This is a genomic window from Enterococcus sp. DIV0755f, from assembly GCF_051713725.1.
GTDB classification, from domain to species: Bacteria; Bacillota; Bacilli; order Lactobacillales; family Enterococcaceae; genus Enterococcus_D; species Enterococcus_D casseliflavus.
This window is the reverse complement of sequence record NZ_JBIOQL010000001.1, coordinates 230,132-254,399: the sequence shown is the minus strand read 5'-3', so window position 1 is coordinate 254,399 and position 24,268 is coordinate 230,132. Positions and strand designations below refer to the sequence as shown.

Here is a 24,268-nt window from a genome sequence, read left to right as displayed (position 1 = left end):
CTAGTTTAAATGTTGTAAAAAGCTTGTTCCGTTTTCTGTAGCTGAAACACCAAAGTTTTCAGCGATCGTTGCGGAAATATCCGCATAGTAGCCTTGTGGCAATTTGCCTTGGCCTTGGAATTTCTTGCTGTACGCTAATAATGGCACATATTCTCTCGTGTGATCCGTTCCCGTAAAGGTTGGGTCATTGCCGTGGTCAGCTGTGATCAACAACAGATCCTCGTCTCCCATTGCTTCTAAAAGTTCTGGAATACGCAAATCAAAATCTTCAATGGCATGGGCATACCCTACGACATCGCGACGGTGACCATAAAGCGCATCGAAGTCGACCAAGTTCGTAAAGCTTAGACCCGTAAAGTCTTGTTTCATCACCTTCAGTAACTGATCCACACCGTCCATATTGCTCTTCGTCCGTACAGAATCGGTGATTCCTTGTCCGTTGAAGATATCATTGATCTTCCCAACGGCGATCACGTCTTTTCCAGCTTCTTTCAAGGAATCTAACACTGTATGGCCAAATGGATCGAGTGCGTAGTCATGACGATTGCTCGTACGAGTAAAGTTTCCAGGCTCACCGACATACGGACGCGCGATGATGCGGCCGATCATATATGGCTCATCTTTCGTGATATCCCGAACGTACTGACAAATACGATACAATTCTTCTAATGGAATGATTTCCTCATGGGCAGCGATCTGCAACACTGGGTCAGCCGAGGTGTAAACGATCAGATCGCCAGTCTTCATTTGATGTTCGCCGAAATCATCAATGACTGCTGTCCCTGAATACGGCGCATTGCAGACGATTTTACGTCCTGAGAACGTTTCGATCTGTTGCAACAATTCATCGGGAAACCCATCGGGAAATACGCGGAAAGGTTTTTGGATATTCAAGCCCATGATCTCCCAGTGCCCCGTCATCGTATCTTTCCCAACGGAAACTTCTTCCAATTTGGTTGCATACCCATCATGGTCAGCTACCGCCTTCACGCCTTCTAAAGGACGGATCGTCCCTAGGCCTAATTGTTCCAAGTGAGGGATCGTCAAGCCTGCTTCTTTTGCAATATGGCCTAACGTATCTGAGCCGACATCACCAAAAGCTGCCGCATCAGGTGCTTCACCAATTCCGACTGAATCCATCACGATCAAGTGTACACGTTTAAACATTCTATTCCCTACTTTCTTTATTTTATGCTTTTACAAGCGGATCTACTACCTCTATCATACTAAACTTAAGCAAAAATTGCGCTGGGTTGCTTTGGAAATTTCCTGATGCGTTCCTTTCACCCAGAGGATAGAAAAAGGGCAGGACACAGCAACACATTCATGTCCCATAGCCCCACCCTTTCATACTGAAAAAATTATTTAGATTTAATGTAGTTCTTCCCGTTAGCTTTCGGACCAGCGGCTTTTCCAAGGAAAAGAACGAGCACGATGATCGTCAAGGCATAAGGCGCAGCTTGTAAGTAAACCGCTGGAATGGAAGAGATGATTGGCAGTTGGCCACCTACGATACTGATGTTTTGCGCAAAACCGAAGAAAATCGCAGCTCCCATTGCACCAAGTGGATTCCATTTACCAAAGATCATCGCAGCCATCGAGATAAACCCTTGACCGGCGATCGTTGTCACAGCAAAGCGACCCGCGATCGATTGAGCAAACAAGGCACCGCCCATCCCGCCAAGGAAACCAGAGATCAAGACACCTGAGTAGCGCATCACGTAAACATTGATCCCTAAGGTATCCGCTGCTTGTGGATGCTCACCGACAGAACGAAGACGCAACCCAAAGCGTGTTTTGAAAATCACGAACCACGCGATCACTGAGATCAAAATAGCGAAGTACGCCGGTAAGAATGTTTGATTAAAGAAAATCGGGCCAATGATAGGAATATCTTTAAGAATCGGGAAATTGAAATACCCCAATGTCCGTTGGATGTTATCCGTTTGCCCTTTGTTGTAGATCGCTTTGACTAAGAACACAGCCAAAGCTGGTGCCATCAAGTTCATCACCGTACCACTGATGATGTGGTCGGCACGGAAGTTGATGGTTGCCACCGCATGCAGCAAGGAGAAAACCACACCGACAAGTCCGCCGACGAGCATCCCTAACCATGGTGTCCACGCACCAAATTGTGACGCAAATTCAATATTGAAAACAATCGAGCTAAAAGCACCCATAACCATGATTCCTTCAAGACCCACGTTAACGATCCCGCTGCGCTCTGAGAACACGCCACCTAGCGCCGTCAAAATCAGAGGAGACGCATAAATCAATGTTTGAGTGACAATCGAAGAAATTAAACTAATATCCATTAGATGGTTCCTCCTTCCTGATCTTGATCGTTTGGTTGGGCTTCAATCTCCTGTACGACCAGCGCTTCTTTTTTGCCGTCAAAGATTTTTGCCAACAAGAAACGAATCACAAAGCTGATCGCTACGAAGAAAATAATAATTGCGATATTGACATCGACTAATTCAGATGGAATACCTGCAAACTGCATGCCTTGTCCACCTAATTTCAAAATACTGAACAAGAGGGCTGAAAGCAAGATTCCGATCGATGAGCCGCTTCCTAACAAGGATACAGCCATACCGTCAAAACCGATGCTCAATGATGACCCTTGAACGAAGAAGTTTTCAAACGTTCCTAGTCCTTGAACGACTCCACCTAATCCAGCAAGCGTTCCAGAGATGATCATGGAGATAATGATCGTCCGTTTGCTGCTCATCCCCGCATATTCAGAAGCGCTTGGGTTCAAGCCCACCGCGCGGATTTCATAACCAAGAGTGGTTTTTTTCATCAAGAACCAAACCAAAACTAAGAAGATCAAGGCTAAGAAGATCCCTAAGTTCAAGCGAGAGTTGCTCGTGATGCTTGCTAGAAACGGCGTCTGCATGGAGGCATTTTCCCCCACCATTTTTGTGACCCCTTTTGTCGTGATCATGGATTCGCTCATCACATTATTGACTAAATGGTTCCCCGTATAAAGCAAGATATAGTTCATCATGATCGTCACGATGACTTCACTTGTTCCAAAGAATGCCCGTAGGAAACCAGGAATCGCAGCTGCGATCGCCCCGCATAAAGCCCCTACGATCACGGCTAATGGCAAGACCACCAACCGAGGCGCATCTGGCATCGCTAGTGCGACCCAGATACTAGCAACCCAACCTGCTAGCGCTTGACCAGAAAGACCGATATTGAAGAATCCGGCTGAATTTGCAACGGCAAACCCCAGAGCGGTAAAGATCAATGGTCCTGCTGTAACAAAAATCTCACCAATGTTGCGGGCATTTAACCCACCTGTTTGTCCGTTGATAAAAACGGTCCGAAACATTTGTGTATACCCTGTGATTGGGCTGTAGCCGAAGGCCGCCATGATGATCCCGCCAAGGACGAATCCTAACAAGACAGCGATGATCGGCACTAATATATTGCGGATCTTTTCTTTGCGGTTATTCAACCGAACCACCTACTTCCTCCATTTGCAGCTCTCGTCTTGCTTCCTCCAAGGAGTACCCTGCCATCAACAAGCCAAGCTCTTTCTCTGATGTTTCTTTCGGATCAACGACCCCAACGATCTCACCAGCATGAATAACAGCAATGCGGTCTGATACATTCAAAATTTCATCTAATTCAAAGCTGACTAACAATACCGCTTTGAACTTATCCCGCTGTTCAATCAAGCGTTTGTGGATAAATTCGATCGCTCCAACATCCAACCCACGGGTCGGATTGGCAACGATCAATAGATCAGGATCGCGGCTGATTTCTCGTGCGATGATCGCTTTTTGTTGATTCCCGCCGGACAATGCCCGTGCTGGTACGATCTCGTTGACTGTTCGTACGTCAAATTCTTGAATCAAATCACGAGCAAACTCGTTGATCTCTCCGTAATCCAAGACACCTGCATTACTCAAAGGTTTTTTGTAGTAGGTTTGCAAGGCGATGTTTTCTGATAACATCATATCCAAGACAAGTCCGTATTTATGGCGGTCTTCTGGCACATGACCAACGCCGGCTTCGGTGACTTTCCGAGGCTTGAAGTTAGTGATGTCATCACCATTCAGCAAGACCTTGCCGCTTTCGACTTTCCGTAAACCAGTGATGGCTTGTAACAGCTCTGATTGTCCATTGCCATCGATCCCAGCAATCCCCAATACTTCACCTGCACGTACTTCTAAGCTTAAGTTTTTGACTGCTTCTAAGCCACGGTTTTCTTTTACAACTAAGTTTTCAACAGAAAGCACGACTTCTTTTGGTGACGCTTCTTTCTTCGGTGTCTTGAAGGACACAGAACGACCAACCATCATATCGGCCAACTGTTGCGAGCTGACGTCTTTGACATTGACGGTGCCGATCCCTTGTCCCCGACGGATAACTGTACAACGGTCTGCCACCGCTTTGATCTCATCCAGTTTGTGGGTGATCAAGATGATCGATTTGCCTTCACGCACCAATCCGCGCATGATCTCGATCAGCTCTTCGATTTCTTGCGGTGTCAAAACTGCCGTTGGTTCATCAAAAATCAGTACATCTGCGCCGCGGTAAAGAGTCTTCAAGATCTCTACCCGTTGTTCCATCCCGACAGAGATGTCACGCACATAGGCATCTGGATCAACCGATAAACCATATTGCTCAGAAACTTTTTTGATTTCTTTGCGGGCTTTCTTGCGATCTAACACACCGAGATGATGGGGTTCGCTCCCCAAAATGATATTTTCTGTTACAGTAAAGGCGTCTACCAGCATGAAATGCTGATGCACCATACCGATCCCCAATTTGTTTGCTGCGGTCGGACTCGTGATATTCACTTTTTCACCATTCATCCAGATTTCACCAGATGTTGGTTCCAATAATCCTGACAGCATATTCATCAAGGTCGACTTGCCCGCTCCATTTTCACCAAGCAATGCGTGGATTTCTCCTGGCCTTACTTGCAAGTTGACATCGTCATTGGCTTTGAACGTTCCAAACTCTTTGGTGATATGACGCATTTCTACAACATATTTTTCCTCAGCCAAATTACTCACATCCTTACTTTCTAATTCGCTTATACAAACCATTCGTCATGTCAAAAAAATAATTGCTATTGCTTAGGATGATTACTATCCTCATGAAAACCCGTAGCTTTCATCAACATAGTAATCCAATGACGATCATCTTGCCCTAAACTAGGGCAAGATAACCGAAAAGAACAACTTTATTTTTCAGGTGTTTCTGGTACTTCTACTTTGCCGTCGATCACGTCTTGTTTCGCTGTTTCGATCGCTGCTTTGGCATCATCTGAAAGGAACCCTTCAGTAATGTCTACACCGCCATCTTTCAAGCCGTAAACAATGTGTTCGCCGCCAGGGAAGTTGTCTTCTAACGCACGAGTTGAGATATCTTGTACCGCTGCGCCAACACCTTTCAATGTTGAAGCCAATGTGAAGTTATCTTCTTTGCCATCAGCAGTTGTGTATTTTCCTTCGTCTTGTTGATCGCTATCTACACCGATGACCCAAACTTTTTTATCTTCTAGGTCTGCTTCGTTCAATTGTTCATTGATTGCTTTTGCTTCTTGGAAGACACCTGCACCAGTACCACCAGATGCGTGGAAGATTACGTCAACGCCACTTTGGTACATTGAAGCTGCCAATGCTTTCCCTTTAGCAGGATCACCAAATGATGCTGCATATTGAGGATCAACCGTGATTTCTTTGCCTAATTTTTCAGCTGCGTCTTGAACGCCCTTCATGAAACCAGCTTCGAAACGGTCGATAACGACGCCTTCTTCACCACCGATGAAGCCGACTTTGTTTGTTTTGGTTGTATACGCTGCGGCAAAACCAGCTAAGTAAGCTGCTTCGTTATCTTTAAATGTTGCTGAAACAACGTTGTCTTTGCCTTCGATCACATCATCGATGATCCCGAATTGTGTATCAGGGTTTTGGTCAGCTGCTGCTGCGATTGAATCTTTCAATAAGTAACCCACACCGAAAACTGTTTTGAAACCATTTTGAACGGCACCATTTACGTTGGTTGTGTATTCTGAAGCTTCATTTGATTGCACGTAGTCATAACCACCAGCACCGCGAGCGATCCCGTGTTCCTCACCCCATGCTTCTAAGCCTTCCCACGCTGATTGGTTGAATGAACGGTCATCCACCCCACCGATATCGGTAACGATTGCGACACTATGCGCTGCATCAGTCGTACCGTCTGCAGAACCGCCGCCAGTTGAATCAGTTGAACCTGAATTTCCTCCGCCACAAGCACCAAGTAAAGTCAACCCAGCTACTGCAACAATACCTAAACTAAATAATTTTGCTTTTTTCATTGCTGTAAAGCCCCCTAAAAATATAGTTTTTTTCAACAGCCGCATCGACTGAATGAACATGGTTTATAAATCTTTGTTCGTGAAGTAATAAGGCAATAGGCCTTCTACCGTGGTTTCTTTGATGACACCATCATCGCCGACTAAGGTCACCGGCATATCTGGCGCACAAAATTCCACCATGACCTGGCGGCAAGCACCGCAAGGAGAGATCGGTTCTGGCGTATGACCCGCCACAACCAAATGTTGAAACTCTTTTTCGCCTTCAGAAACGGCTTTGAAAAAAGCGGTTCGTTCTGCGCAATTTGTTAAGCCATATGAGGCATTTTCAATGTTGATCCCTTGATATATCGTACCATTTTTGGCAACGAGACAAGCACCGACCGGAAACTTAGAGTACGGCACATACGCTTTATCTAAGGCGGAAACGGCGGTGTCGATCCACTCTTTTTTCGCTATTGTCATTGTCTTCCCCGCTCTTATTTTTATTTTTTGCTACTTGATGCTAGGCTTAGTAGCCAGCACCTGTTGAGCCAGTCACGATAGCAACACTTGCGCTTGTTCCTAAGCGGTTTGCGCCCGCTTCGACCATAGCTGCAGCTTCTGCTTCGTTGTGGATACCACCAGAAGCTTTGACACCCATTTCTGGTCCTACTGTTTCACGCATCAAGCGAACATCTTCAACGACTGCCCCACCAGTTGAAAAGCCAGTTGAGGTTTTCACGAAATCTGCACCAGCTGCTTTGGCTAATTCACAGGCTTTGACGATTTCTTCGTTGTCTAATAACGCTGTTTCAATGATTACTTTGACAAGCGCTTTGTCTTTGGCTGCTTCAACGACTGCTTCGATGTCTGCTTGAACTTTTTTGTATTGTTTTGACTTCAAGGCACCTACGTTGATTACCATATCGACTTCATCTGCGCCGTTTTTGATCGCATCTGTTGTTTCATAAGCTTTGACCTCAGATGTGTTTGCTCCTAAAGGAAAACCGATCACGGTACAAACAGCCGTTGGTTCGCCTTGTAATTTTTCTGCTGCTAATGAAACCCACGTTGGATTGATGCAGACAGAATAGAAGTGATAGGTTTTTGCCTCTTCGATGATTCGTAAAACATCTTCCTCCGTTGCGTCTGCTTTCAAAATCGTGTGGTCGATCATGCGATTCAATTCCATTTTTATTCGCTCCTTATTCTGTAATAATGTCATGGATCAATGGCGGTTCTGCGCCATCTTCCCCAATTTCAATATTTTGGTCGATCAATGCTTTGACATCCTCGATTGCTTCGGTATTACTATAGATCGTCAATAACGATTCCCCTTTGCTTACGGATTCGCCAACTTTCTTATGCAATTTGATGCCCACTGCATGGTCGATGTCTTCGTCTTTGGTCTTACGACCTGCCCCTAACATCATCGCCGCGATCCCTAGCTCATTGGCAACTAATTTCGTCACCACGCCGCTCGTTTTCGCTGGGACTTCCACTTCATATTTCGCTGTCAAAATCTTGCTCGGGTCATCGATCACTGTAGCGTCTCCGCCTTGGTCTGTGATCATCTGTCTGAATTTTTCTAACGCTTTGCCTGAATGCAGGGCTTCTTCCAACAGTTGGCGTGCTTCTTCCAATGAATCAGCTTTTTTCGCTAAAACGACCATTTGGCTGCCCAGTGCATAGCACATTTCTTCCAAGTCTTTCGGTCCTTTTCCTTGCAGCGTCTCAATGGCTTCCACCACTTCCAAACTGTTGCCGATCGCTTCCCCTAAAGGCTGTGACATATCAGAAATGACTGCCATCGTTTGGCGATTTGCCAATTTTCCGATGCGGACCATCGTTTGGGCTAAGCGTTTGGCATCCTCCAAGTTTTTCATAAAGGCGCCATCGCCTGTGGTTACATCTAACACGATCGCATCGGCACCTGCCGCGATTTTTTTACTCATGATCGAGCTGGCGATCAATGGGATCGAACTAACCGTTGCCGTCACATCTCGTAAGGCATACAGTTTTTTGTCTGCAGGAGCTAAATCTCCTGATTGACCGATCACGGCCACTTTGCTTTCGTTGACTAATCGGATAAAGTCGGCTTCAGAAAGCTCGATTTTAAATCCAGGGATCGCTTCAAGCTTGTCTAACGTCCCACCAGTATAGCCTAAGCCGCGCCCAGACATTTTCGCAACTGGTACGCCAACACTAGCCACTAAGGGCGCTAAGATCAATGTGGTCGTATCACCAACACCGCCAGTCGAATGCTTATCGACTTTGATTCCTTCAATTGAGGATAGGTCGATCACTTCACCAGAATTTGCCATTGCTAGCGTTAAGTTCGTGATCTCTTCATCTGTCATATCTACATAAAAAATAGCCATCAACAAGGCACTCATTTGATAATCTGGAATACTTCCTTCAGTATACGCAGTTACAATGTAGTCAATTTCTTCCTTCGTCAATGACTTGCCGTCACGTTTCTTTTCAATTAAATCCACCATTCGCATCGAAATGACCCTCGCTTCCTTTAACATTATACAATAATTTTTCGTAGGGTAAACCACTTTAGTAAAACAGTTTACTAAATATCGCAAAACTATGAAAACACTTACAAGAAGAAATATACCGCATTATTTCTCGCTTGTCAATGTCTTCACGCTCTCACGAATAATTAATTTTGTATCAAAAATCTTATTTGGAATTCGCCGTGTCGGAAACTCAATGGCGTCCACTAAAAACTTCGCTGCGGTAAACCCGATCTCAAAAGTCGGCTGCATGACCGTGGTAAGCGGTGGTGTGATGTATTCCGATAATTTCAAGGCATCAAAGCCGATCACCGAGTAGTTTTCTGGTACTTTTTTGCCCGCCTCATAAATCGCTTGATAACAGCCGATCGCCATAGCATCGTTGCCACAGAAGAACGCTGTGATCTCTTTGTACTTCAATAATTCCTTCGTTGCTTCGTACCCGCCGGTAACCGTTAATTCAGCATTTTCTACATATCGGCCTTTAAAAGGGATCTGATGATCCTTTAAGGCATGGCGATAGCCATTGAACCGTTCCTCTAATTGATAGTAGCCGGTGATTTCTTTGAGCATCGCAATGTTGCGGTGACCATTTTTGATCAAATAGCTAACAGCTTGGTAGGCGCCTTCGTATTCTTTCACGATCAAACGACCATTGTCCCGCTGATTGATCCCACGATCGACTAAAATAATTGGTCGGTCATCAAAGAACCCGCTCTTCAAGGAATAATCCTCTGGCAGCAAATGCGGCGTCGCTAATAAGATGCCATCTACCGAACGATGAGACAGTTCATTCAAATATTGAACCTCTTTTTCTTGGCTGTGGCGCGAATTGCATAACACCAGCATGTAACCTAGTGGATTGAAATAACTTTCCGCCCCTTCAATGACTTTAGAGAAAAAGAAATCCGTCACATCAGGCACGATCATTCCGATCGTTTTTGAATGGCGGTTGATAAGATTCGAAGCAAAAAAATCCGGCTTATAGTGATATTTATTTACGATATCTAAGACCCGCTTTCGGGTTTCTTCACTAAAACGGCTGCCTTTATTGTTTAGGATCTGCGACACGGTCGTGACAGAGACGCCAGCCATTTCAGCAATCTGTTTAATCGTCAATTTCATCTGCTTCTCTCCTCTCTTGCCTAAAGTGTAGCAAATTTTTCTCAAAAAAAATAGCACACTTTCAACAAGTGTGCGACTTTCTTTTTCGTTGATCAAAAATGGCCCGATGATACAGACAGCTCTTTTAGCGGAGCTGCGATTGCTCCAAAGGCTGATGACAACAGGCTTTTTGAAAAACCAACTGGTCCAGTTGCCGCTAACCAGTGCTTGTCTTGGCGATGCCTTTGATCTGTTGAGAATCAAGGAGCAGCTACGCTTCTTTTACGCTTTGAATGATGTAATAGCCTTTGTCTTTTTTGATGATTTCGGCATTGCCAAAGGTCTCTTGCATTTTCTTTTGAGCACTCGGCGCCCCTTGTTTCTTTTGGATCACGATCGTTAAAGTCCCGCCTGCTTTAAGCAAAGGAAACGCCCCCGTCAAAATCTCATGAACGACTTCTTTTCCTGCCCGAATCGGTGGATTGCTGAGGATCGCCGCATAAGCAGGTTGATTTAATTGGGCATAGATATTGGATTGATGGATATCTACCTGTTCAATGCCGTTACGCTGGGCATTGCCTTTTGCCAAATCCACTGCCCGCTGATTGATATCGATCATCTCGACAGGTCGTTGACTCGCATGAGCTAACGCTAAACCAACAGGTCCATAGCCGCACCCAACGTCCAGCAGACTTCCTTCTGGCAGCTCCCCCCACTCAAACGCATCGATCAGCACCCGCGAGCCATAGTCCACCGTGTCACGGGAAAACACCCCGCTATCTGTCACAAAATGAAAGTTCTTTCCTCTTAATTCAAACGACCACTGCTCAAAATCATGGGCCGTATCAGGATTTTCTGTATAGTAATGATTACTCATGGTTATGCTCCTTTCTTCTATTTCCTCTTCGCTTGTTTTTTCTACTGGTTTCTACTAGTTTTTCCTTGTTTCTTCTATTCGAACAAGTGAACATAGTGAAATCACCAGTAAAAAAGCCCTGCAAGATTTGTCTGCTGCTTCTTTCTAATCATACCGAAAAACAGCCAGAAGTAAACGCCCAGCAAAAAAAACAACGAAAAAACAGTTTTTTGTTGTTTCTGCAAAGGAAATCATGTCTTTTTTCCAAGTTCCGCAAGTTTCTATGGTAAAATACTTTCGAACAGTGGCCTATCGCTTCTAATAGAAACCGATGATGCCGCAAAAAAGGAGCCTACTATGCAAGAAACCATGAATTTTTATCAAATTCCTCGTGAGCAATGGCAAGGGTTTTATACGAACGGCATGATGCCTTTCACTCAAGAAGAATTGGATAATATTAAAAGTTTGAACGACCGGATCTCGGTCCAAGATGTGGAAGATGTTTACGTGCCTTTGTGCCATCTGATCCATCTTTATATGAAAGAGTTTGAATCATTGACCCTCAGCAAGGGACTCTTTTTACACCGCTACGTCAAAATGCCGCCTTTTATCATCGGCATCGCTGGAAGTGTCGCCGTCGGCAAAAGCACCACCGCACGGCTCGTCCAAAATTTGTTGGCCCGTTTGTTTCCCCGTAGAACCGTCCAACTGATCACCACTGACGGCTTTTTGTACCCGAACGAAGTATTGGAAGAACGCGGCAGCTTGAATCGCAAAGGATTTCCAGAAAGTTATGACATGGAAGCCTTGATCAACTTTTTGAATGCGGTCAAATCAGGAGAACCAGACATTCAGATCCCCGTCTACTCCCATGAAGTCTACAATATTATTCCTGATACGTATGAAACGATCAGTCAACCAGATATCTTGATCGTGGAAGGCATCAATACCCTGCAACTGCCTGCCAACCAACAAATCTATATCAGCGACTTTTTTGATTTTTCAATTTTCGTGGATGCCCAACCAGCACTGATCGAAAAATGGTATTTGGAACGATTTGAATCATTACTAGACACTGCCTTTCAAGATCCCAGCAATTATTATTACCAATATGCGATCGGGGATCGCAAGGAAGCGATTAAAATGGCAAAAGAAGTATGGAAAAATGTGAATTTAAAGAATTTACACGAGTATATCTTGCCTACACGCAGCAGAGCCGATATAATTCTTCATAAAACAAAGCACCATTTGATCGATGAAGTGTTCTTGCGCAAGTATTGACCGCTTCATTTTTATGATTATGCTGTTGAAAAGGCCCAGCCTTTTTTCAATAAAAACTAAAAGAATTGAGGTAATTTATTGTGACAAACGTTGACACTTTGCCAAACGTCGAAAAAATTATCGTACTTGATTACGGTAGTCAGTACAACCAGCTGATTACACGCCGTATTCGTGAGTTCGGTGTTTTCTCAGAATTATTGAGCCACCGCATTACCGCTGAAGAAGTAAAAGCGATGAACCCAAAAGGGATCATCTTATCTGGCGGACCAAACAGCGTCTACGACGAGAACTCTTTCGGCATCGACGAGAAAATTTTTGAGTTAGGCATCCCAGTTTTAGGGATCTGTTACGGCATGCAGTTGATTACTTATAAATTAGGCGGAAAAGTTGAACCTGCCAAAAACCGTGAATACGGCAAAGCAGAATTGGAAGTCACTTCTGATGCAGCGGCCCTTTTCCAAAACACGCCCGCAACACAAACCGTGTGGATGAGCCACGGAGACTTGGTCACTCAAGCACCTGCAGGCTTTGATGTTGTGGCGACGAGCAAAGATTGCCCGATCGCTTCTATCCAAGATGCCGAGCGCAAAATGTACGGCATCCAATTCCACGCAGAAGTTCGCCATTCAGAATACGGCAACGACTTATTGCGTCACTTTGCCATTGACGTTTGTCAATGTACAGGTGATTGGACAATGGACAACTTCATCGATATGGAAATCGCAAAAATCCGCGAACAAGTGGGCGACAAAAAAGTCTTGCTTGGTCTTTCAGGCGGGGTCGATTCTTCTGTCGTTGGTGTTCTTTTACAAAAAGCGATCGGCGATCAACTGACTTGTATTTTTGTTGACCACGGCCTCTTGCGTAAAGGCGAAGCCGAGCAAGTAATGGAAAGCTTAGGCGGCAAATTCGGCTTGAACATCATCAAAGTTGATGCCAAAGAACGTTTCCTATCAAAACTTGCGGGGGTTTCTGATCCTGAAGAAAAACGCAAGATCATCGGAAATGAATTCGTGTACGTCTTCGATGATGAAGCAACCAAACTAGCTGGCGAAGAAGGCGTTTCTTTCCTTGCCCAAGGAACCCTTTATACCGACGTCATCGAATCAGGAACCGAAACTGCGCAAACCATCAAATCTCACCACAATGTGGGTGGTTTACCTGAAGACATGCAATTCAAATTGATCGAACCATTGAACACCTTGTTCAAAGACGAAGTCCGTGAATTAGGGACTCAACTTGGTATGCCAGACAGCATCGTATGGCGCCAACCATTCCCTGGACCAGGTCTAGGCATTCGTGTCCTTGGCGAATTAACAGAAGAAAAACTAACGATCGTCCGCGACTCGGACGCCATCTTGCGGGAAGAAATCGCAAATGCCGGCTTAGACCGCGACATTTGGCAATACTTCACCGTCTTACCAGGCATCCGCTCCGTCGGTGTCATGGGTGATGGTCGGACCTACGATTATACCGTCGGCATTCGTGCAGTCACTTCGATCGATGGCATGACCGCTGACTTTGCCCGCATCCCATGGGAAGTCCTACAAAAAATCAGCGTCCGCATCGTCAACGAAGTCGCACACGTCAACCGGATCGTGTACGATATTACGAGCAAACCACCTGCTACTGTGGAGTGGGAATAATAAAAAAACCGTGAATCCTTTGAATATCAAGGGATTCACGGTTTTTTTGTTAGTGCTACCATTTTGCAGCCAACCTTAACAATACCAAGGATAAAAATGAGGAATTGTATCATTAGGTACTCTTATCTCTTTCAAAAACTGGTACATTTCAGAGTTTCTATTAGCTACTATAAAATCCAATAATTCTTTTTCTGTAGCAAAATTTTCACTTTCATATATAAACAAAGGTGGCATCAAGTGATTATTTGTTTCCAAAAATATTTCTAAATTAATCAATCCATCCTGATAACCTAAATCGTAATACATTTGCAAATAATTTTTATTCTTTTCATGTTGGCCTACTAAACTGTGATATGAAGCTACTATTTTACTTAAATAACCTGGAATCAAGTAATCACCTTTTTTTCTATTTGCATAACATCTTTGATACGCATGTATCACTCCATCTTGATACGCTATCGATAGTATTATCTCTGGAAAAGAAGCAAGTTTTTCATTAAAATTATCAACTTCATTAAGCCAATCTGTATGAAAATCTGAAGCAACTTGGCTTGCGTATCTTGCAAAATCATAGATGTCATTTGCTACAAGGTGTCCTTCTTCTATGAGGATATTTCGTAATGAATGAATAAAAAACTGTCCATCAGTTATTATTGGAATAATGCGAGAGTCTCTATTCTTTTCCCATGATTTGTCAACTGTCACTAAATAAAACTGATTAGCAAAATCATCCAATCTTTCAGAAAGTATATCAATAATTTTATTTAAGTCTTCATCACCAAAAGAAAAACCTATAAAAACTACACAATTACTTCCTAGTAGAGTCTTTAAACGATCGCCTATTGGCTCACTTGATAATCTTTCATAGCATTTATCATAGTCATTAGTTGTAGCCACAATCGATCCAATATTATTTATTGATCCATGAACCTTAAATACTCTTCGGTCAAAAGCATTCCATAATGCTACATCCTTATTATCTACAATAGAAGTGGCTAAACATTCTTTTTCAAAGTAATCATCCCAATTAGTAGTTACAATAGTTTTGATCTGAGGAATTTTCGAAACCTCTTTATGAAATCTGGTAGCAGAATTATATAGTTCTGGAAATGACTGAACCCTATCAAAGCGTTCATTTATTTTTCTTATTAACTGTTTCCTACCATTAGGAACGATACTACAAAATTTACTCATCAATTCTGAAAAAGCAATATCTGTATCTAAATTTAAGTTATGTTCGCTATTTAAGAAAGTCAATGTATCCATGTAAAAAGATGTAGGTAAAACCGCTTTTGATTCTGTACTTATCCCTGCTCCACAAAATAACACTAATTCTTTCTTTTTAACTGATTCAATAATTTCATTAGGCATATCAAAACTATTATTATTTTTGCACATAAAACATTCACAATTAAATGCACCTATTACTTTTTTCATAATTAATAGCTCCTTGAGTTTGAAAATTTCTCGTTTTAAACAATATATCATAGAAAAAGAATTATGCCTGTAAATTTTCTATTTCCTTTTTATATAGAAAAATGTAACAATGTGTATTATCCTCATGGTAATATAACAGCATATACGTTTTTATAAAAAAATAGTCAATCTGTATTATTTGAAGGAGTAGATAAAATATTATATCTAATCCATTTAATGAAAAAGATGATGGGAAGGTGTGTAATTAGTGAAGCTATTTATAATTGGAAATGGTTTTGATCTACATCATGGTCTCCCTACGAATTATAGTCAATTTGTTTTATTTTTAAAACAAAACTATAGAGAAGTGTATGATGGTCTAATCAAAGTTATAAGAAATTATTCTGTCACTTATTTTACGATAGATGTAACAAATGAAGATTATAACTGGGCAGAATTGGAAAATATAATAGGTAGCCTGGAACCTTTAGAGCTTGTTGAGGAACACAGGGATTGGAACTCACCAGATGATTATACTGGAGGTCCCAATAAAGAAATTGAAACAATGTTAGAATTTGGCATGAAAACGAGCATCTATCTGTCTTCGTGGATAAAAGAAGTTAGCCATAATCTTAAAAGTATGGAAAAAATAGAGAAGATAGACAAGCTTATTTGTAAAAAAGATAAATTTCTATCTTTCAATTACACGTCAACTTTGGAAACGCTTTATGGCATACCCAATGTTCTCCATATACACGGCTCACCCCCGAAAAAATTGATTATGGGTCATGATGAAGAATATAACGTGCAAGGAAACGATTTTGGCGTTAACTTAGTGAATGAAAAATATGTGAAAAAATATTTTAAGAGAACTGCAAAAAAAACTTTTAGTATTATTAATAGAAATCACAACTTCTTTGAAAGGCAAAACTTAGAAGAAGTTACAGATATTTATGTATTAGGACACTCAATGAATGTAATAGACAGACCATATTTCCAAAAAATTTTTGAGCTAACGAGCGAAAATGTATTTTGGCATATTACCTACTACAATACTAATGATATTGATTATTTTGCTGAAGCTGCTAATCAATTAGGTATAAAAAAGATAGAGTATATAAGTTGGGATACTCTCTAATGTTTCGAAAAAAATATTTATAATGATGAATTAAGATTCAACTCCAACCGATTTTATCGGCGCTCTCAATTATCAATCCTCTTTTTTGTACCGATAGTTTTTTCTCCAACTCTTCTAAATTTTTCAATTGTCTTGAAATCATCATTTGGGTCACATGTAAAAAATTAGCGGCATTCGTGATATTTCCTTCTCGAGCTGCAGTTAAATACCGGTATTACTCAAGTAACTCAGAACAAATCAAATGTGATAATCAGCCTGAATAGTGCTGCCAATCAATTTGGTAGAGCTGTTGGTGGTAGCCTAGCTGCGATCGTTATTGCCAATAGTGGCATCCAAAATATTATTTTGATTACGATCGTAGCTAGTATTGTTATTACGCTGATTCAGCTGGTTGGGAGAAAATAAACGAGAGGATTTAACACTTTGGTGAAATACCCGATATTAGGTGCCCTTCAGCTGAAGGCACCTTTATCTCTTCCCATATTTCCGTTGCAGCTTCTTTGACATCTTTTTTTCTTTCTTTTTTACTAACGGCTTTTTCGCCCGCTTTTCAGCGTAAAATACTTAATAGTCGTCAATTTCCGTGACTTTCACGTAACCGAAAACGGAGCGAATCTTGTTCTCATACCATTTTCGGCGCTTGGTCACCATGTATAGCTTTCCGTTGAGTGCCAGTTGACGATAGGCTTGCTCGATAAATTCCTTTGGCACAGAAAAATCTACATGGTACGGCGGATTAGACAGAATAACATCAAACGTTTTGTCGCTGATTTCTCTAAAACCTTCACTTAAGACGATCTCTGGTGCTACGTCATTTCGTTGCGCATTTTTTGTAGTCAAGTCGATGGCATTTACTGAAATGTCTGTCATTGTAACTGTTGTGTCAGGATACTTTTTTGCCAGATAAATCCCTACAAACCCATAACCGCATCCCAGATCCAAAATTCTATCCTGGTCATTGATAACTGCTTCTTTTAACATCGCTTTCGTTCCTACATCTAACCCTTTTGGGGAAAATACGCTTTCATTTGTTTCAAACCCTAATGATAGTTCATCATATCTGACTGCAAGCAAATCATACCCACTCCTTTGGCTGTTTTATGAATTAATTGGTGGCAGCTTTATCACTAATAGTAGATTATCACCATAATCACCGTAAGACCCTTGTGAATTGGTCAATTAATTACCAAGCCAAAGATCCTCATTTTTCTAGTCCACTGCCCAAACAAAAGACAGCTTTTCAATCATTATATAATAAAAATAATTAAAATATTTGATTTATAGGAGTAAATATAACGGTTTTTTGTTAAAATCAAATTATTTATGAGTATAAATAAGAAAATTATTTTATAAAAAAAGAGTGCGGAAAAATATTCCACACTCTTTTTCTATTTACATATTCTTATCTATCAGTTATTACTGCTAATCCTAACCCAAAATACCAAACGCACTCAAAACGATCGATAAGATCAAGATGATCCAAATTACTCGAGTGGAATTTAGTTTCTTTTGGCCTAACATCCAGTAGGTCAGCAAGACGAGCAAGATAGGTACAAGGGATGGCAAGATGGCATCCAACGTGTCTTGGATCACCAATTCGACGCCATCTTTTTTATAGACAAAAGGAACAGTTGCTTTGACCACAGAGGGAATCAAGGCACCAATCACTGTAACCCCTAAAACGGTTGCGGCATTGGTGAAGGCAGATAATTTGTCTTTCAAGGTCGTCACTAATTTGACCCCTTGTTTGTAACCAAGGGGAAGCAACGCTGCCCGACCGAAAAGTAACGTGATGTTGGCGATGATCCAGAGGACACAACCAACGACGGAACCATTTTGCGCTAATGTGCCAGCAACAGAGCCAAAGATTGTTCCCCAAATCACGTGGAACAAGGAGTCACCGACACCGGCCAAGGAACCCATCAAGGCCGTTTTCAAGGCGATGATCGTTTCTTTGGCTTTGTGTCCATCTTGTTCTTCAATCGCGACATCGATTCCCATGATCAAGTTCCCAAAGATCGCATTGGTATTGAAAAATTGATTGTGGGTCCGCAGCATATCTTGCAGCTGGGTTTCATCGTGGCCATAGAATTTTTTCAAGACGGGCAGGATGCCGTAAAGGTAACCTGAACTCATCATTCGCTCATAGTTCCAGTTTAATTGGCTTGCCAAAATATAGCGCCAGCTAATGGTATTCAACTCTTTTTTTGTCAGTTTTTGATCACTCATCGCCATCATATCCTCCTTCAAAATCTCCAGCAGCTGCCGTTGCAACGGTGCCTTTTTCGCTATCTCGTTTAAAGACTAACATTGCTGCTACGAGCCCAATGATGGAAACGCCGAGCATTGGGACTTGCAGATACGCAGCTAAAAAGAAGCCTAATAACAAATAAGGAATGTAGTGCTTTGTTGGCAAGTAGCGCAATAAGATCGCTACCCCGACGACTGGCAAGACGCCACCAGCGGTTTTTAGTCCAGTCATCAGCCATTCTGGCGTGTTATCGGTAATCGTCGTAACGACTGCATCTCCAGCTAAAAGCATCAATAAAATCGGAATCGCCCGTGACAATCCCCATAAGAAAGAACCCGATAAAACTAACCGTGGGATTCGTTTGACTTGCATGTTGTCGATGGCTCTATCGATTCGGTGTAGTAGAAATACGTTACAAAAACGAGCCACGACGTCCAGTTGCAGCATCAGTAAGGACACTGGAACTGCTAAGCCAATGCCGTATTCCGCGCCGTTTCCTGAGATCACGGCAAACGCCGTTCCCAGTACTGCGCCGGTAAAATAATCTGGGACGGATGCACCACCAAATGCGGCGATCCCTAAACGCATCAACTGCAAGGTACCGCCGACCATCAAACCGGTCTTCAAGTCCCCCATGATCATTCCAGAAATCATTCCGGCGATCGCTGGTTGGGTCAACGTATTGGAAATAAGTGAATCATTAATAGCAATAAAAGCATAAACAGTAATAAGAATGATTTGATACGCTGCTAAATGCATGAATTTTCCTCCTAATTGTATGAACGAGTCTTAACTGACTGGTTATCGATCGTTGTGTCGCCTCAGATAAATCGTGAAAAACACTCGTTTTTTGACAAATCTTCCGCTACATATTCTCCTCGATCGAAGCGCTGCCTGATTTATCCTCGTAATTTCTTCATAAAGTCGATCGATGGTTCATTGGGTACAAGCTGTGCCGTGACGGTGATTCCTTTTGCGGCGATCGCTTCAAAGATCGGCTCTTCTTCTGGCAGCACTTGAATGCTTTTGGTCACTTCCCGTGCGCCTTCTTTGTAGCTCATGTTGCCGACGTTGATCGCTTTGATCGGTCCATCTGCTTCAATATAACGCAAAACATCTTGGGGATTTTTGAAAAGTAAAAACAACCGTTGCTTGCCGTAACGACCAGCGCGAATATTCTTGGCTGCAGTTGCCACTGGAAGGACGGAAAGTCGCATCGAAGTTGGCGCTGCCATTCGTAAAGAAGATTTTTGTAATGGGTCTGCGGCGGCTTCATCATTGGCCACGATGATCCGTTGCGTGTTTAAACTGGTGGACCAGATACCAGCAACTTGTCCATGGATCAAGCGCTCATCGATCCGACTATTGACAATATTTTCTTGTCCAGCATACGCACTGTAATCCCCTAGTTCCTCTTGCTTTTCTTCTAAAATTTCTTGTTCTGCCTGGTTCATCCCTGCTTTGACATCAACGATGTTTTCTTTGGCTAAGCAAAGCAGCTCGTTGATCGTCGCTCGTTGATTGACGACTGCCTCGATCACTACGGACAATGTCATTCCAGCGAAAATCGCCACTTCGTCATCCTCTAAATAATTCTTGACTGCAACGTTGCACGGGGTTCCTCCTAATAGATCCGCAATAATCAATGTTGAACCGTTAAGGGCTTTCATTTTCTCGTTCAATTCTTTTTCAAACTGCAGATTGTCACTATCTGGTCGTAATGAAACGGTGTGAACGTTTGCTTGCTGGCCTACGATCATCTCCAGACTGCTTTTGACCCCTTCCGCCATGCCTCCATGACTGATCAATACAATGTTTTCCACTAATTTCCCTCCTACTCCGTAGGTCGCCCTACTTAACATGTTATGTTCCTTATAAGCATACTATACCACATGGCAAGCCATCCGTAAACCTAATATCTTAACATATTGAATTTTATTTTTAAGGCATGTACAGACTGGAAAACAACATATTTTCTACAATAATTAAGTGGCAGGAAAGTATTTAACATGTTATGCTTGTTGTATTCATATGGAATGGAGGGAAACCACTGTGTTGCCAAAGTATGAGCAGATCAAGCAAGATCTTTTACAAGAAATCAAAGACCATAAATTCATTCCCGGCGATAAGTTTTATTCAGAGGCGGATATCAAGCGAATGTATTCTGTTAGTTCGATCACGGCAGTCAAAGCGTTGAATGAATTGACGAGTGCTGGCTATCTGTATCGCATCCAAGGCAAAGGGACCTTTGTTTCAAAAGCAAAAGTATCTCAGAGTGTGAAGTTTTCCGACATCGAGCTGCATTCACTGGACCAAGAAAAGGTCAAGGTTCTTGCGGTGGAAGAAGGAAATGATCCTGAGATTTTGAAAGAATTAGGCTTGGCTGCCAGTGCTTCCTACTACCGAATCAAACGGGTCCGCTATTTTGGCGATGTTCCTTTCTTGGTTCACATCACTCATCTGCCGAAGAAGCTGATGAAAGAACCGATCGCCAAAAACCTCAACCGGTATGCCAGTGTTTATGAGCGGGTCCGAAAAGACTTTGCGATCGATCTTTTCTCATTGGCTTCTGTTGAAACCAACGAAATCGTCTTTCCTGATGACGCTGAATTGTTGAACTTATTGCAACTGAGCTTCCGAGAGCCTGCGGTCAAACAAGTCAAGCACTCCTATTTAGCAGATGGAAGTGTCGCTGAATACATCGTCAGCTACAAGCATTGGAAATATTTCAAAACAAAAATAGAAGTAGAGCCCGCGTAAATTTGGGTCTCTACTTCTATTTTTTTATTCCACGACAGGTTGATCACAGAAAACGAGTTCCTTGATCTCCACGCCATCGGTTTCAAATACCACGACTTCGTTGCTGCCTTTTTTCAAAAATTCTTTCGGACAGTATAAGGAATGCACGGGGCCACGTTGCCAATAGCGACCAAGATTGGTGCCGTTGACGATAACGACGCCTTTGCCATACCCACGGCAATCGATGAACGTATCTCCTACCTCTGTCAGCGTGAAGGTCGTTTGATAAAAGGAGGGGTGTGTCGGATTTTTTCCTGCTTGATAATCGATGGCTTGTAGCTGCTCTGCGGAAAGCGTCAATGGGTAATGACGATAGCCTTGATGGAAATGAATATCTTGCATGATGCCCCCACGGATGCCTTTGGCTTGTGTAGGCCCATTCAATTTAAAGCCGTAGTTCACGCGCCCTAAGTTTTCTACTAAGACATCTAGCTCGATGGTTTCTTTATCTGGTGTCCCTTGGATCAACAGCTCCTCACCTAGCGTTTCTTGGTATTGGATCGCCTGTAATTGGCCGTCGGTAAAAATATGCAACCGATCGCTAGCTTCTACCACTTTTAATTTGTTTTCTCGATGATAGTTTTTTAACTGAACCGAATAGAGCAAATAGCCGTAGCCTGTACTGGCAGCTTCCATTGTTAGTGGATACATGCTTTCTTGCGGTGCCATCAGCTGGTCTTTGATGGCCAATAACGAGACACTGTTTTCGATGGGAAAGGTTCCTAACGCCGCTAATTGCTTGGTCCGTGGGTTGGCTTGCCACACTTCAGGACAGGCTTCTTTTATGGCTTTTTGTACCTGATAGTATTTGTCGGTAGGTTCTCCTGCTTCTGTCAGTAAAGCATCGTAATCATAGCTGGACACTTGTGGTAGATCCAGCGATCCCCGAGCGGAACAGCCGTTGTAAAAGCCAAAGTTCGTGCCACCATGGAACATGTAAAGATTCAAGGAGCCGACTGCTAACATCTCTTTGACTTCATTGGCTAAGTCTTGACCGTCTCGCTTGATGATTGGCTCGCCCCAGCGGTTGAACCAGCCATCCCAATATTCCATGCACATGATGGGCCAGTTTTTGCCATGTTTTGCCATAAACTCTTTCATCACAGCCGCATTTTCCTTGGAACGACTGCCGAAATTGCCTGTGACAAAGACGTCGTCTTCAATCAATGTCCCAGCGTCCAAGACTTCTTCCCATGCCCCATCTGAAGTAAACAAGGGTACATCGATGCCGCATTCTTCCATCAACTCTTTGGTCTGGCGCAAATACGCTTTTTCCATTCCATAAGAGCCGTACTCATTTTCCACCTGCATCATGATCACTGGTCCCCCATGGGTGATTTGCAACGGCACAAGCTTTGGCAGCAAGACCTGGAAATAGTTACGTACCTTTGCCATGAAGCGTGGGTCGGTTGAGCGCAACCGCATCGGTTCGTTTAACAGCCAAGCTGGCAGCCCGCCAAATTCCCATTCAGCACAAATGTAGACGGAAGGCCGCAAAATGACCATCAAGCCTAGCGCTTGGGCTTGCTTTACAAAAGCACAGATGTCTTTCATTCCTTCAAAGTCGTAGACTCCTTCACGAGGTTCGTGGAGATTCCAAGGAATGTAGGTCTCAACTGTGTTGGCTCCCAGTGCTTTTAGATTGTAGAGGCTATCTGTCCATTGCGCCGGTGTCATGCGGAAATAATGGATCGCTCCGCTGATCAATTTGATTGGTTTTCCATCTAACAAAAAATCTTCTTTTATCTCAAACGTTCGCATGTCGTCTTCCCCTTTACCAGTATCTTCGCCAATTAGGCAATGCCAATCGGATCAATGCTTCTAAATAGAAATAATCACCCCAAAGATTGGGTTCATCGATGCCTTTGCCTTCCGCATGAGCATACACACCATGCAGCAATAAGCCCTCATTTTCTGGCACTTGGCTCGCTGCATACTGCTCGCCTAATTGGTAAAGCATCCCTTTAGCGATTTTTTGGGCATCAGGATATGCCTCCATTTTCTCTGCTTCCAACAAGCCACAAGCCGCGATCGCTAAAGCTGAGCTGTCTTTTTCAGCAGGATGTTGGTCGTTAAAATCAAAGTCCCAATACGGCACGAGATCTGCGGGTAAATGAGCCAAAAACACCTCCACGATCTGCGGATAATTTTCTGGAAAAGGCTGGCTATGCAAGTAGCTTTCATTCAAAGGAAGCCCTAAAATCGCCCAGCTTTGCCCTCGTGCCCAAATCGATTGGTCGCTGTTTCCTTGATGCGTCGCCCCGTGACTTGGCTGCCCCGTTTCAGGATCGAAATAATACGTATGAAAGGTGGTGGCGTCATTTTTGATGACAGTCTTTCGCACTGTCTGATAATGCTTACTCGCGGCCTCTGCGTAACGAGTCTCTCCCGATAATTGGGTTGCTGCAAATAAAAGCGGCAAGTTCAGTAGCGAATCAATAATCAAGCGGTATTCTTGTGGGTCGCCATAAGTGCCCCAAGCTTGAATAAATTCCCCCTTTTCTTGAAAACGTGCCAACAAAACATCTGCTGCTTGAATGACTTCTTGCTTGCAGTGTTCATCGCCAGTGATCTTGTAGCCCGCACCGGCAGATAAGCTATATAAAAAACCAATATCATGATGATCTAATACAAAATGGTCGTCTAAGCGCGTTTGAAAACTGTCGATATTCTCCATTGCTCGAGTCAAAAAGTTCTTCTCTTTGGTCCACTCATAGGCGAGCCACAACATCCCCGTCCAAAAGCCATTGGTCCAATCATCGTTGCCTTTCAGCCGATATTTGCCATTGGTGGCACAGGCTGAAGGAAACTGTGTGCCAAAGCGCTGACTATTTTTTTCGATCTGTTGGATGCACGCGGTGATTTTATCCGCTAACCACACATCGGTCACTTTTTCTCCTAACAGGATCAAGCGTTGTTTGTTCTCTTGCAGACGCATGTTTACCCTC

At 43.1% G+C, this 24,268-nt stretch carries 22 protein-coding genes and 1 pseudogene; 5 read left to right on the top strand and 18 right to left on the bottom strand.

All coding sequences use genetic code 11. The features are described from left to right. The 10 genes from deoB to IGI73_RS01110 all read right to left on the bottom strand — a co-directional run bounded on the left by deoB (position 1) and on the right by IGI73_RS01110 (position 10,810). Entirely contained in the window at positions 1-1,167 is a 1,167-nt protein-coding gene (gene deoB / locus IGI73_RS01155; protein ID WP_081116110.1) for a phosphopentomutase, read from the bottom strand. Between the two features lie 194 nt (positions 1,168-1,361). Further along, positions 1,362-2,315 carry an ABC transporter permease gene (locus IGI73_RS01150; protein WP_005232556.1) on the bottom strand — a complete coding sequence of 318 codons (954 nt, stop codon included), beginning with the start codon at positions 2,313-2,315 and terminating at the stop codon, positions 1,362-1,364. Next, the gene (locus IGI73_RS01145) at positions 2,315-3,466 is read right to left on the bottom strand and encodes an ABC transporter permease (protein ID WP_005226844.1); all 1,152 of its coding nucleotides are present in this window, start codon (positions 3,464-3,466) and stop codon (positions 2,315-2,317) included. Before IGI73_RS01145 ends, IGI73_RS01150 begins: the two co-directional genes overlap by 1 nt. Continuing rightward, positions 3,459-5,069 carry an ABC transporter ATP-binding protein gene (locus tag IGI73_RS01140; RefSeq protein ID WP_005232559.1) on the bottom strand — a complete coding sequence of 537 codons (1,611 nt, stop codon included), beginning with the start codon at positions 5,067-5,069 and terminating at the stop codon, positions 3,459-3,461. Before IGI73_RS01140 ends, IGI73_RS01145 begins: the two co-directional genes overlap by 8 nt. Before the next feature lie 137 nt (positions 5,070-5,206). Further along, on the bottom strand, positions 5,207-6,325 hold the full coding sequence (locus tag IGI73_RS01135) for a BMP family lipoprotein (protein ID WP_015508805.1): 1,119 nt from the start codon (positions 6,323-6,325) through the stop codon (positions 5,207-5,209). Positions 6,326-6,388: 63 nt separating this feature from the next. Continuing rightward, entirely contained in the window at positions 6,389-6,787 is a 399-nt protein-coding gene (locus IGI73_RS01130) for a cytidine deaminase (RefSeq protein ID WP_005226837.1), read from the bottom strand. 46 nt (positions 6,788-6,833) lie between these two features. Further along, entirely contained in the window at positions 6,834-7,496 is a 663-nt protein-coding gene (gene deoC / locus IGI73_RS01125) for a deoxyribose-phosphate aldolase (RefSeq protein WP_005226835.1), read from the bottom strand. A 13-nt stretch (positions 7,497-7,509) separates the two neighbouring features. Then, the gene (locus tag IGI73_RS01120) at positions 7,510-8,811 is read right to left on the bottom strand and encodes a pyrimidine-nucleoside phosphorylase (protein ID WP_005226834.1); all 1,302 of its coding nucleotides are present in this window, start codon (positions 8,809-8,811) and stop codon (positions 7,510-7,512) included. A gap of 123 nt (positions 8,812-8,934) precedes the next feature. Next, positions 8,935-9,954: a LacI family DNA-binding transcriptional regulator gene (locus IGI73_RS01115; RefSeq protein ID WP_428206935.1), complete on the bottom strand. Its 1,020-nt coding sequence runs from the start codon at positions 9,952-9,954 to the stop codon at positions 8,935-8,937. 250 nt (positions 9,955-10,204) lie between these two features. Continuing rightward, positions 10,205-10,810: a class I SAM-dependent methyltransferase gene (locus IGI73_RS01110; RefSeq protein WP_272016913.1), complete on the bottom strand. Its 606-nt coding sequence runs from the start codon at positions 10,808-10,810 to the stop codon at positions 10,205-10,207. A 336-nt stretch (positions 10,811-11,146) separates the two neighbouring features. Between IGI73_RS01110 and coaA the strand changes: the two genes are divergently transcribed. Further along, positions 11,147-12,070 (top strand): type I pantothenate kinase, encoded by a 924-nt coding sequence (gene coaA / locus IGI73_RS01105; RefSeq protein ID WP_005226828.1) that lies wholly within the window; start codon positions 11,147-11,149, stop codon positions 12,068-12,070. Between the two features lie 80 nt (positions 12,071-12,150). Continuing rightward, positions 12,151-13,716 (top strand): glutamine-hydrolyzing GMP synthase, encoded by a 1,566-nt coding sequence (gene guaA / locus IGI73_RS01100; protein ID WP_008376418.1) that lies wholly within the window; start codon positions 12,151-12,153, stop codon positions 13,714-13,716. A 75-nt stretch (positions 13,717-13,791) separates the two neighbouring features. Here guaA and IGI73_RS01095 read toward each other — a convergent pair whose 3' ends face one another. Further along, complete coding sequence (locus IGI73_RS01095) at positions 13,792-15,153, bottom strand: SIR2 family protein (protein ID WP_428206938.1); 1,362 nt, start codon at positions 15,151-15,153, stop codon at positions 13,792-13,794. A 247-nt stretch (positions 15,154-15,400) separates the two neighbouring features. Here IGI73_RS01095 and IGI73_RS01090 point away from each other — a divergent pair, with 247 nt between their 5' ends. Continuing rightward, on the top strand, positions 15,401-16,270 hold the full coding sequence (locus tag IGI73_RS01090) for a bacteriophage abortive infection AbiH family protein (protein WP_428206940.1): 870 nt from the start codon (positions 15,401-15,403) through the stop codon (positions 16,268-16,270). Between the two features lie 37 nt (positions 16,271-16,307). On the opposite strand, the pseudogene IGI73_RS01085 reads toward IGI73_RS01090, so the two are convergent. Next, a pseudogene (locus IGI73_RS01085) lies at positions 16,308-16,460 on the bottom strand (helix-turn-helix domain-containing protein); the annotation flags it as partial. A 53-nt stretch (positions 16,461-16,513) separates the two neighbouring features. On the opposite strand from IGI73_RS01085, the gene IGI73_RS01080 reads away from it, so the two are divergent. Next, positions 16,514-16,675 carry a hypothetical protein gene (locus IGI73_RS01080; protein ID WP_428206941.1) on the top strand — a complete coding sequence of 54 codons (162 nt, stop codon included), beginning with the start codon at positions 16,514-16,516 and terminating at the stop codon, positions 16,673-16,675. A 159-nt stretch (positions 16,676-16,834) separates the two neighbouring features. Here IGI73_RS01080 and IGI73_RS01075 read toward each other — a convergent pair whose 3' ends face one another. The 4 genes from IGI73_RS01075 to IGI73_RS01060 form a co-directional block, all read right to left on the bottom strand. Next, complete coding sequence (locus IGI73_RS01075; RefSeq protein WP_428206942.1) at positions 16,835-17,344, bottom strand: class I SAM-dependent methyltransferase; 510 nt, start codon at positions 17,342-17,344, stop codon at positions 16,835-16,837. A 354-nt stretch (positions 17,345-17,698) separates the two neighbouring features. Continuing rightward, positions 17,699-18,508 carry a PTS system mannose/fructose/sorbose family transporter subunit IID gene (locus tag IGI73_RS01070; protein ID WP_428206943.1) on the bottom strand — a complete coding sequence of 270 codons (810 nt, stop codon included), beginning with the start codon at positions 18,506-18,508 and terminating at the stop codon, positions 17,699-17,701. Continuing rightward, a complete protein-coding gene (locus tag IGI73_RS01065; protein WP_005226797.1) occupies positions 18,492-19,280 on the bottom strand; it encodes a PTS mannose/fructose/sorbose/N-acetylgalactosamine transporter subunit IIC in 789 nt (262 codons plus the stop codon). The genes IGI73_RS01070 and IGI73_RS01065 overlap by 17 nt, the downstream gene beginning before the upstream one ends. A 140-nt stretch (positions 19,281-19,420) precedes the next feature. Then, positions 19,421-20,383 carry a PTS mannose/fructose/sorbose transporter subunit IIAB gene (locus IGI73_RS01060; protein WP_010748603.1) on the bottom strand — a complete coding sequence of 321 codons (963 nt, stop codon included), beginning with the start codon at positions 20,381-20,383 and terminating at the stop codon, positions 19,421-19,423. Between the two features lie 190 nt (positions 20,384-20,573). Here IGI73_RS01060 and IGI73_RS01055 point away from each other — a divergent pair, with 190 nt between their 5' ends. After that, complete coding sequence (locus IGI73_RS01055; RefSeq protein WP_060791605.1) at positions 20,574-21,281, top strand: GntR family transcriptional regulator; 708 nt, start codon at positions 20,574-20,576, stop codon at positions 21,279-21,281. Between the two features lie 24 nt (positions 21,282-21,305). On the opposite strand, the gene IGI73_RS01050 is transcribed toward IGI73_RS01055, so the two are convergent. Together IGI73_RS01050 and IGI73_RS01045 are read right to left on the bottom strand one after the other, a co-directional pair. After that, the gene (locus IGI73_RS01050; RefSeq protein ID WP_438759010.1) at positions 21,306-23,081 is read right to left on the bottom strand and encodes a glycoside hydrolase family 35 protein; all 1,776 of its coding nucleotides are present in this window, start codon (positions 23,079-23,081) and stop codon (positions 21,306-21,308) included. A gap of 13 nt (positions 23,082-23,094) precedes the next feature. Then, positions 23,095-24,258, bottom strand: a complete 1,164-nt coding sequence (locus IGI73_RS01045; RefSeq protein ID WP_428206945.1) for a glycoside hydrolase family 88 protein — start codon at positions 24,256-24,258, stop codon at positions 23,095-23,097. Positions 24,259-24,268 lie beyond the last annotated feature (10 nt).

Coding starts and splice junctions, on each gene's coding strand:
- deoB (WP_081116110.1), bottom strand. CDS start 1,167: ATGTTTAAACGTGTACACTTGATCGTGATGGATTCAGTCGGAATTGGT.
- IGI73_RS01150 (WP_005232556.1), bottom strand. CDS start 2,315: ATGGATATTAGTTTAATTTCTTCGATTGTCACTCAAACATTGATTTAT.
- IGI73_RS01140 (WP_005232559.1), bottom strand. CDS start 5,069: ATGGTTTGTATAAGCGAATTAGAAAGTAAGGATGTGAGTAATTTGGCT.
- IGI73_RS01135 (WP_015508805.1), bottom strand. CDS start 6,325: ATGAAAAAAGCAAAATTATTTAGTTTAGGTATTGTTGCAGTAGCTGGG.
- IGI73_RS01130 (WP_005226837.1), bottom strand. CDS start 6,787: ATGACAATAGCGAAAAAAGAGTGGATCGACACCGCCGTTTCCGCCTTA.
- deoC (WP_005226835.1), bottom strand. CDS start 7,496: ATGGAATTGAATCGCATGATCGACCACACGATTTTGAAAGCAGACGCA.
- IGI73_RS01120 (WP_005226834.1), bottom strand. CDS start 8,811: ATGCGAATGGTGGATTTAATTGAAAAGAAACGTGACGGCAAGTCATTG.
- IGI73_RS01115 (WP_428206935.1), bottom strand. CDS start 9,954: ATGAAATTGACGATTAAACAGATTGCTGAAATGGCTGGCGTCTCTGTC.
- IGI73_RS01110 (WP_272016913.1), bottom strand. CDS start 10,810: ATGAGTAATCATTACTATACAGAAAATCCTGATACGGCCCATGATTTT.
- coaA (WP_005226828.1), top strand. CDS start 11,147: ATGCAAGAAACCATGAATTTTTATCAAATTCCTCGTGAGCAATGGCAA.
- IGI73_RS01095 (WP_428206938.1), bottom strand. CDS start 15,153: ATGAAAAAAGTAATAGGTGCATTTAATTGTGAATGTTTTATGTGCAAA.
- IGI73_RS01070 (WP_428206943.1), bottom strand. CDS start 18,508: ATGATGGCGATGAGTGATCAAAAACTGACAAAAAAAGAGTTGAATACC.
- IGI73_RS01065 (WP_005226797.1), bottom strand. CDS start 19,280: ATGCATTTAGCAGCGTATCAAATCATTCTTATTACTGTTTATGCTTTT.
- IGI73_RS01060 (WP_010748603.1), bottom strand. CDS start 20,383: ATGTTAAGTAGGGCGACCTACGGAGTAGGAGGGAAATTAGTGGAAAAC.
- IGI73_RS01050 (WP_438759010.1), bottom strand. CDS start 23,081: ATGCGAACGTTTGAGATAAAAGAAGATTTTTTGTTAGATGGAAAACCA.
- IGI73_RS01045 (WP_428206945.1), bottom strand. CDS start 24,258: ATGCGTCTGCAAGAGAACAAACAACGCTTGATCCTGTTAGGAGAAAAA.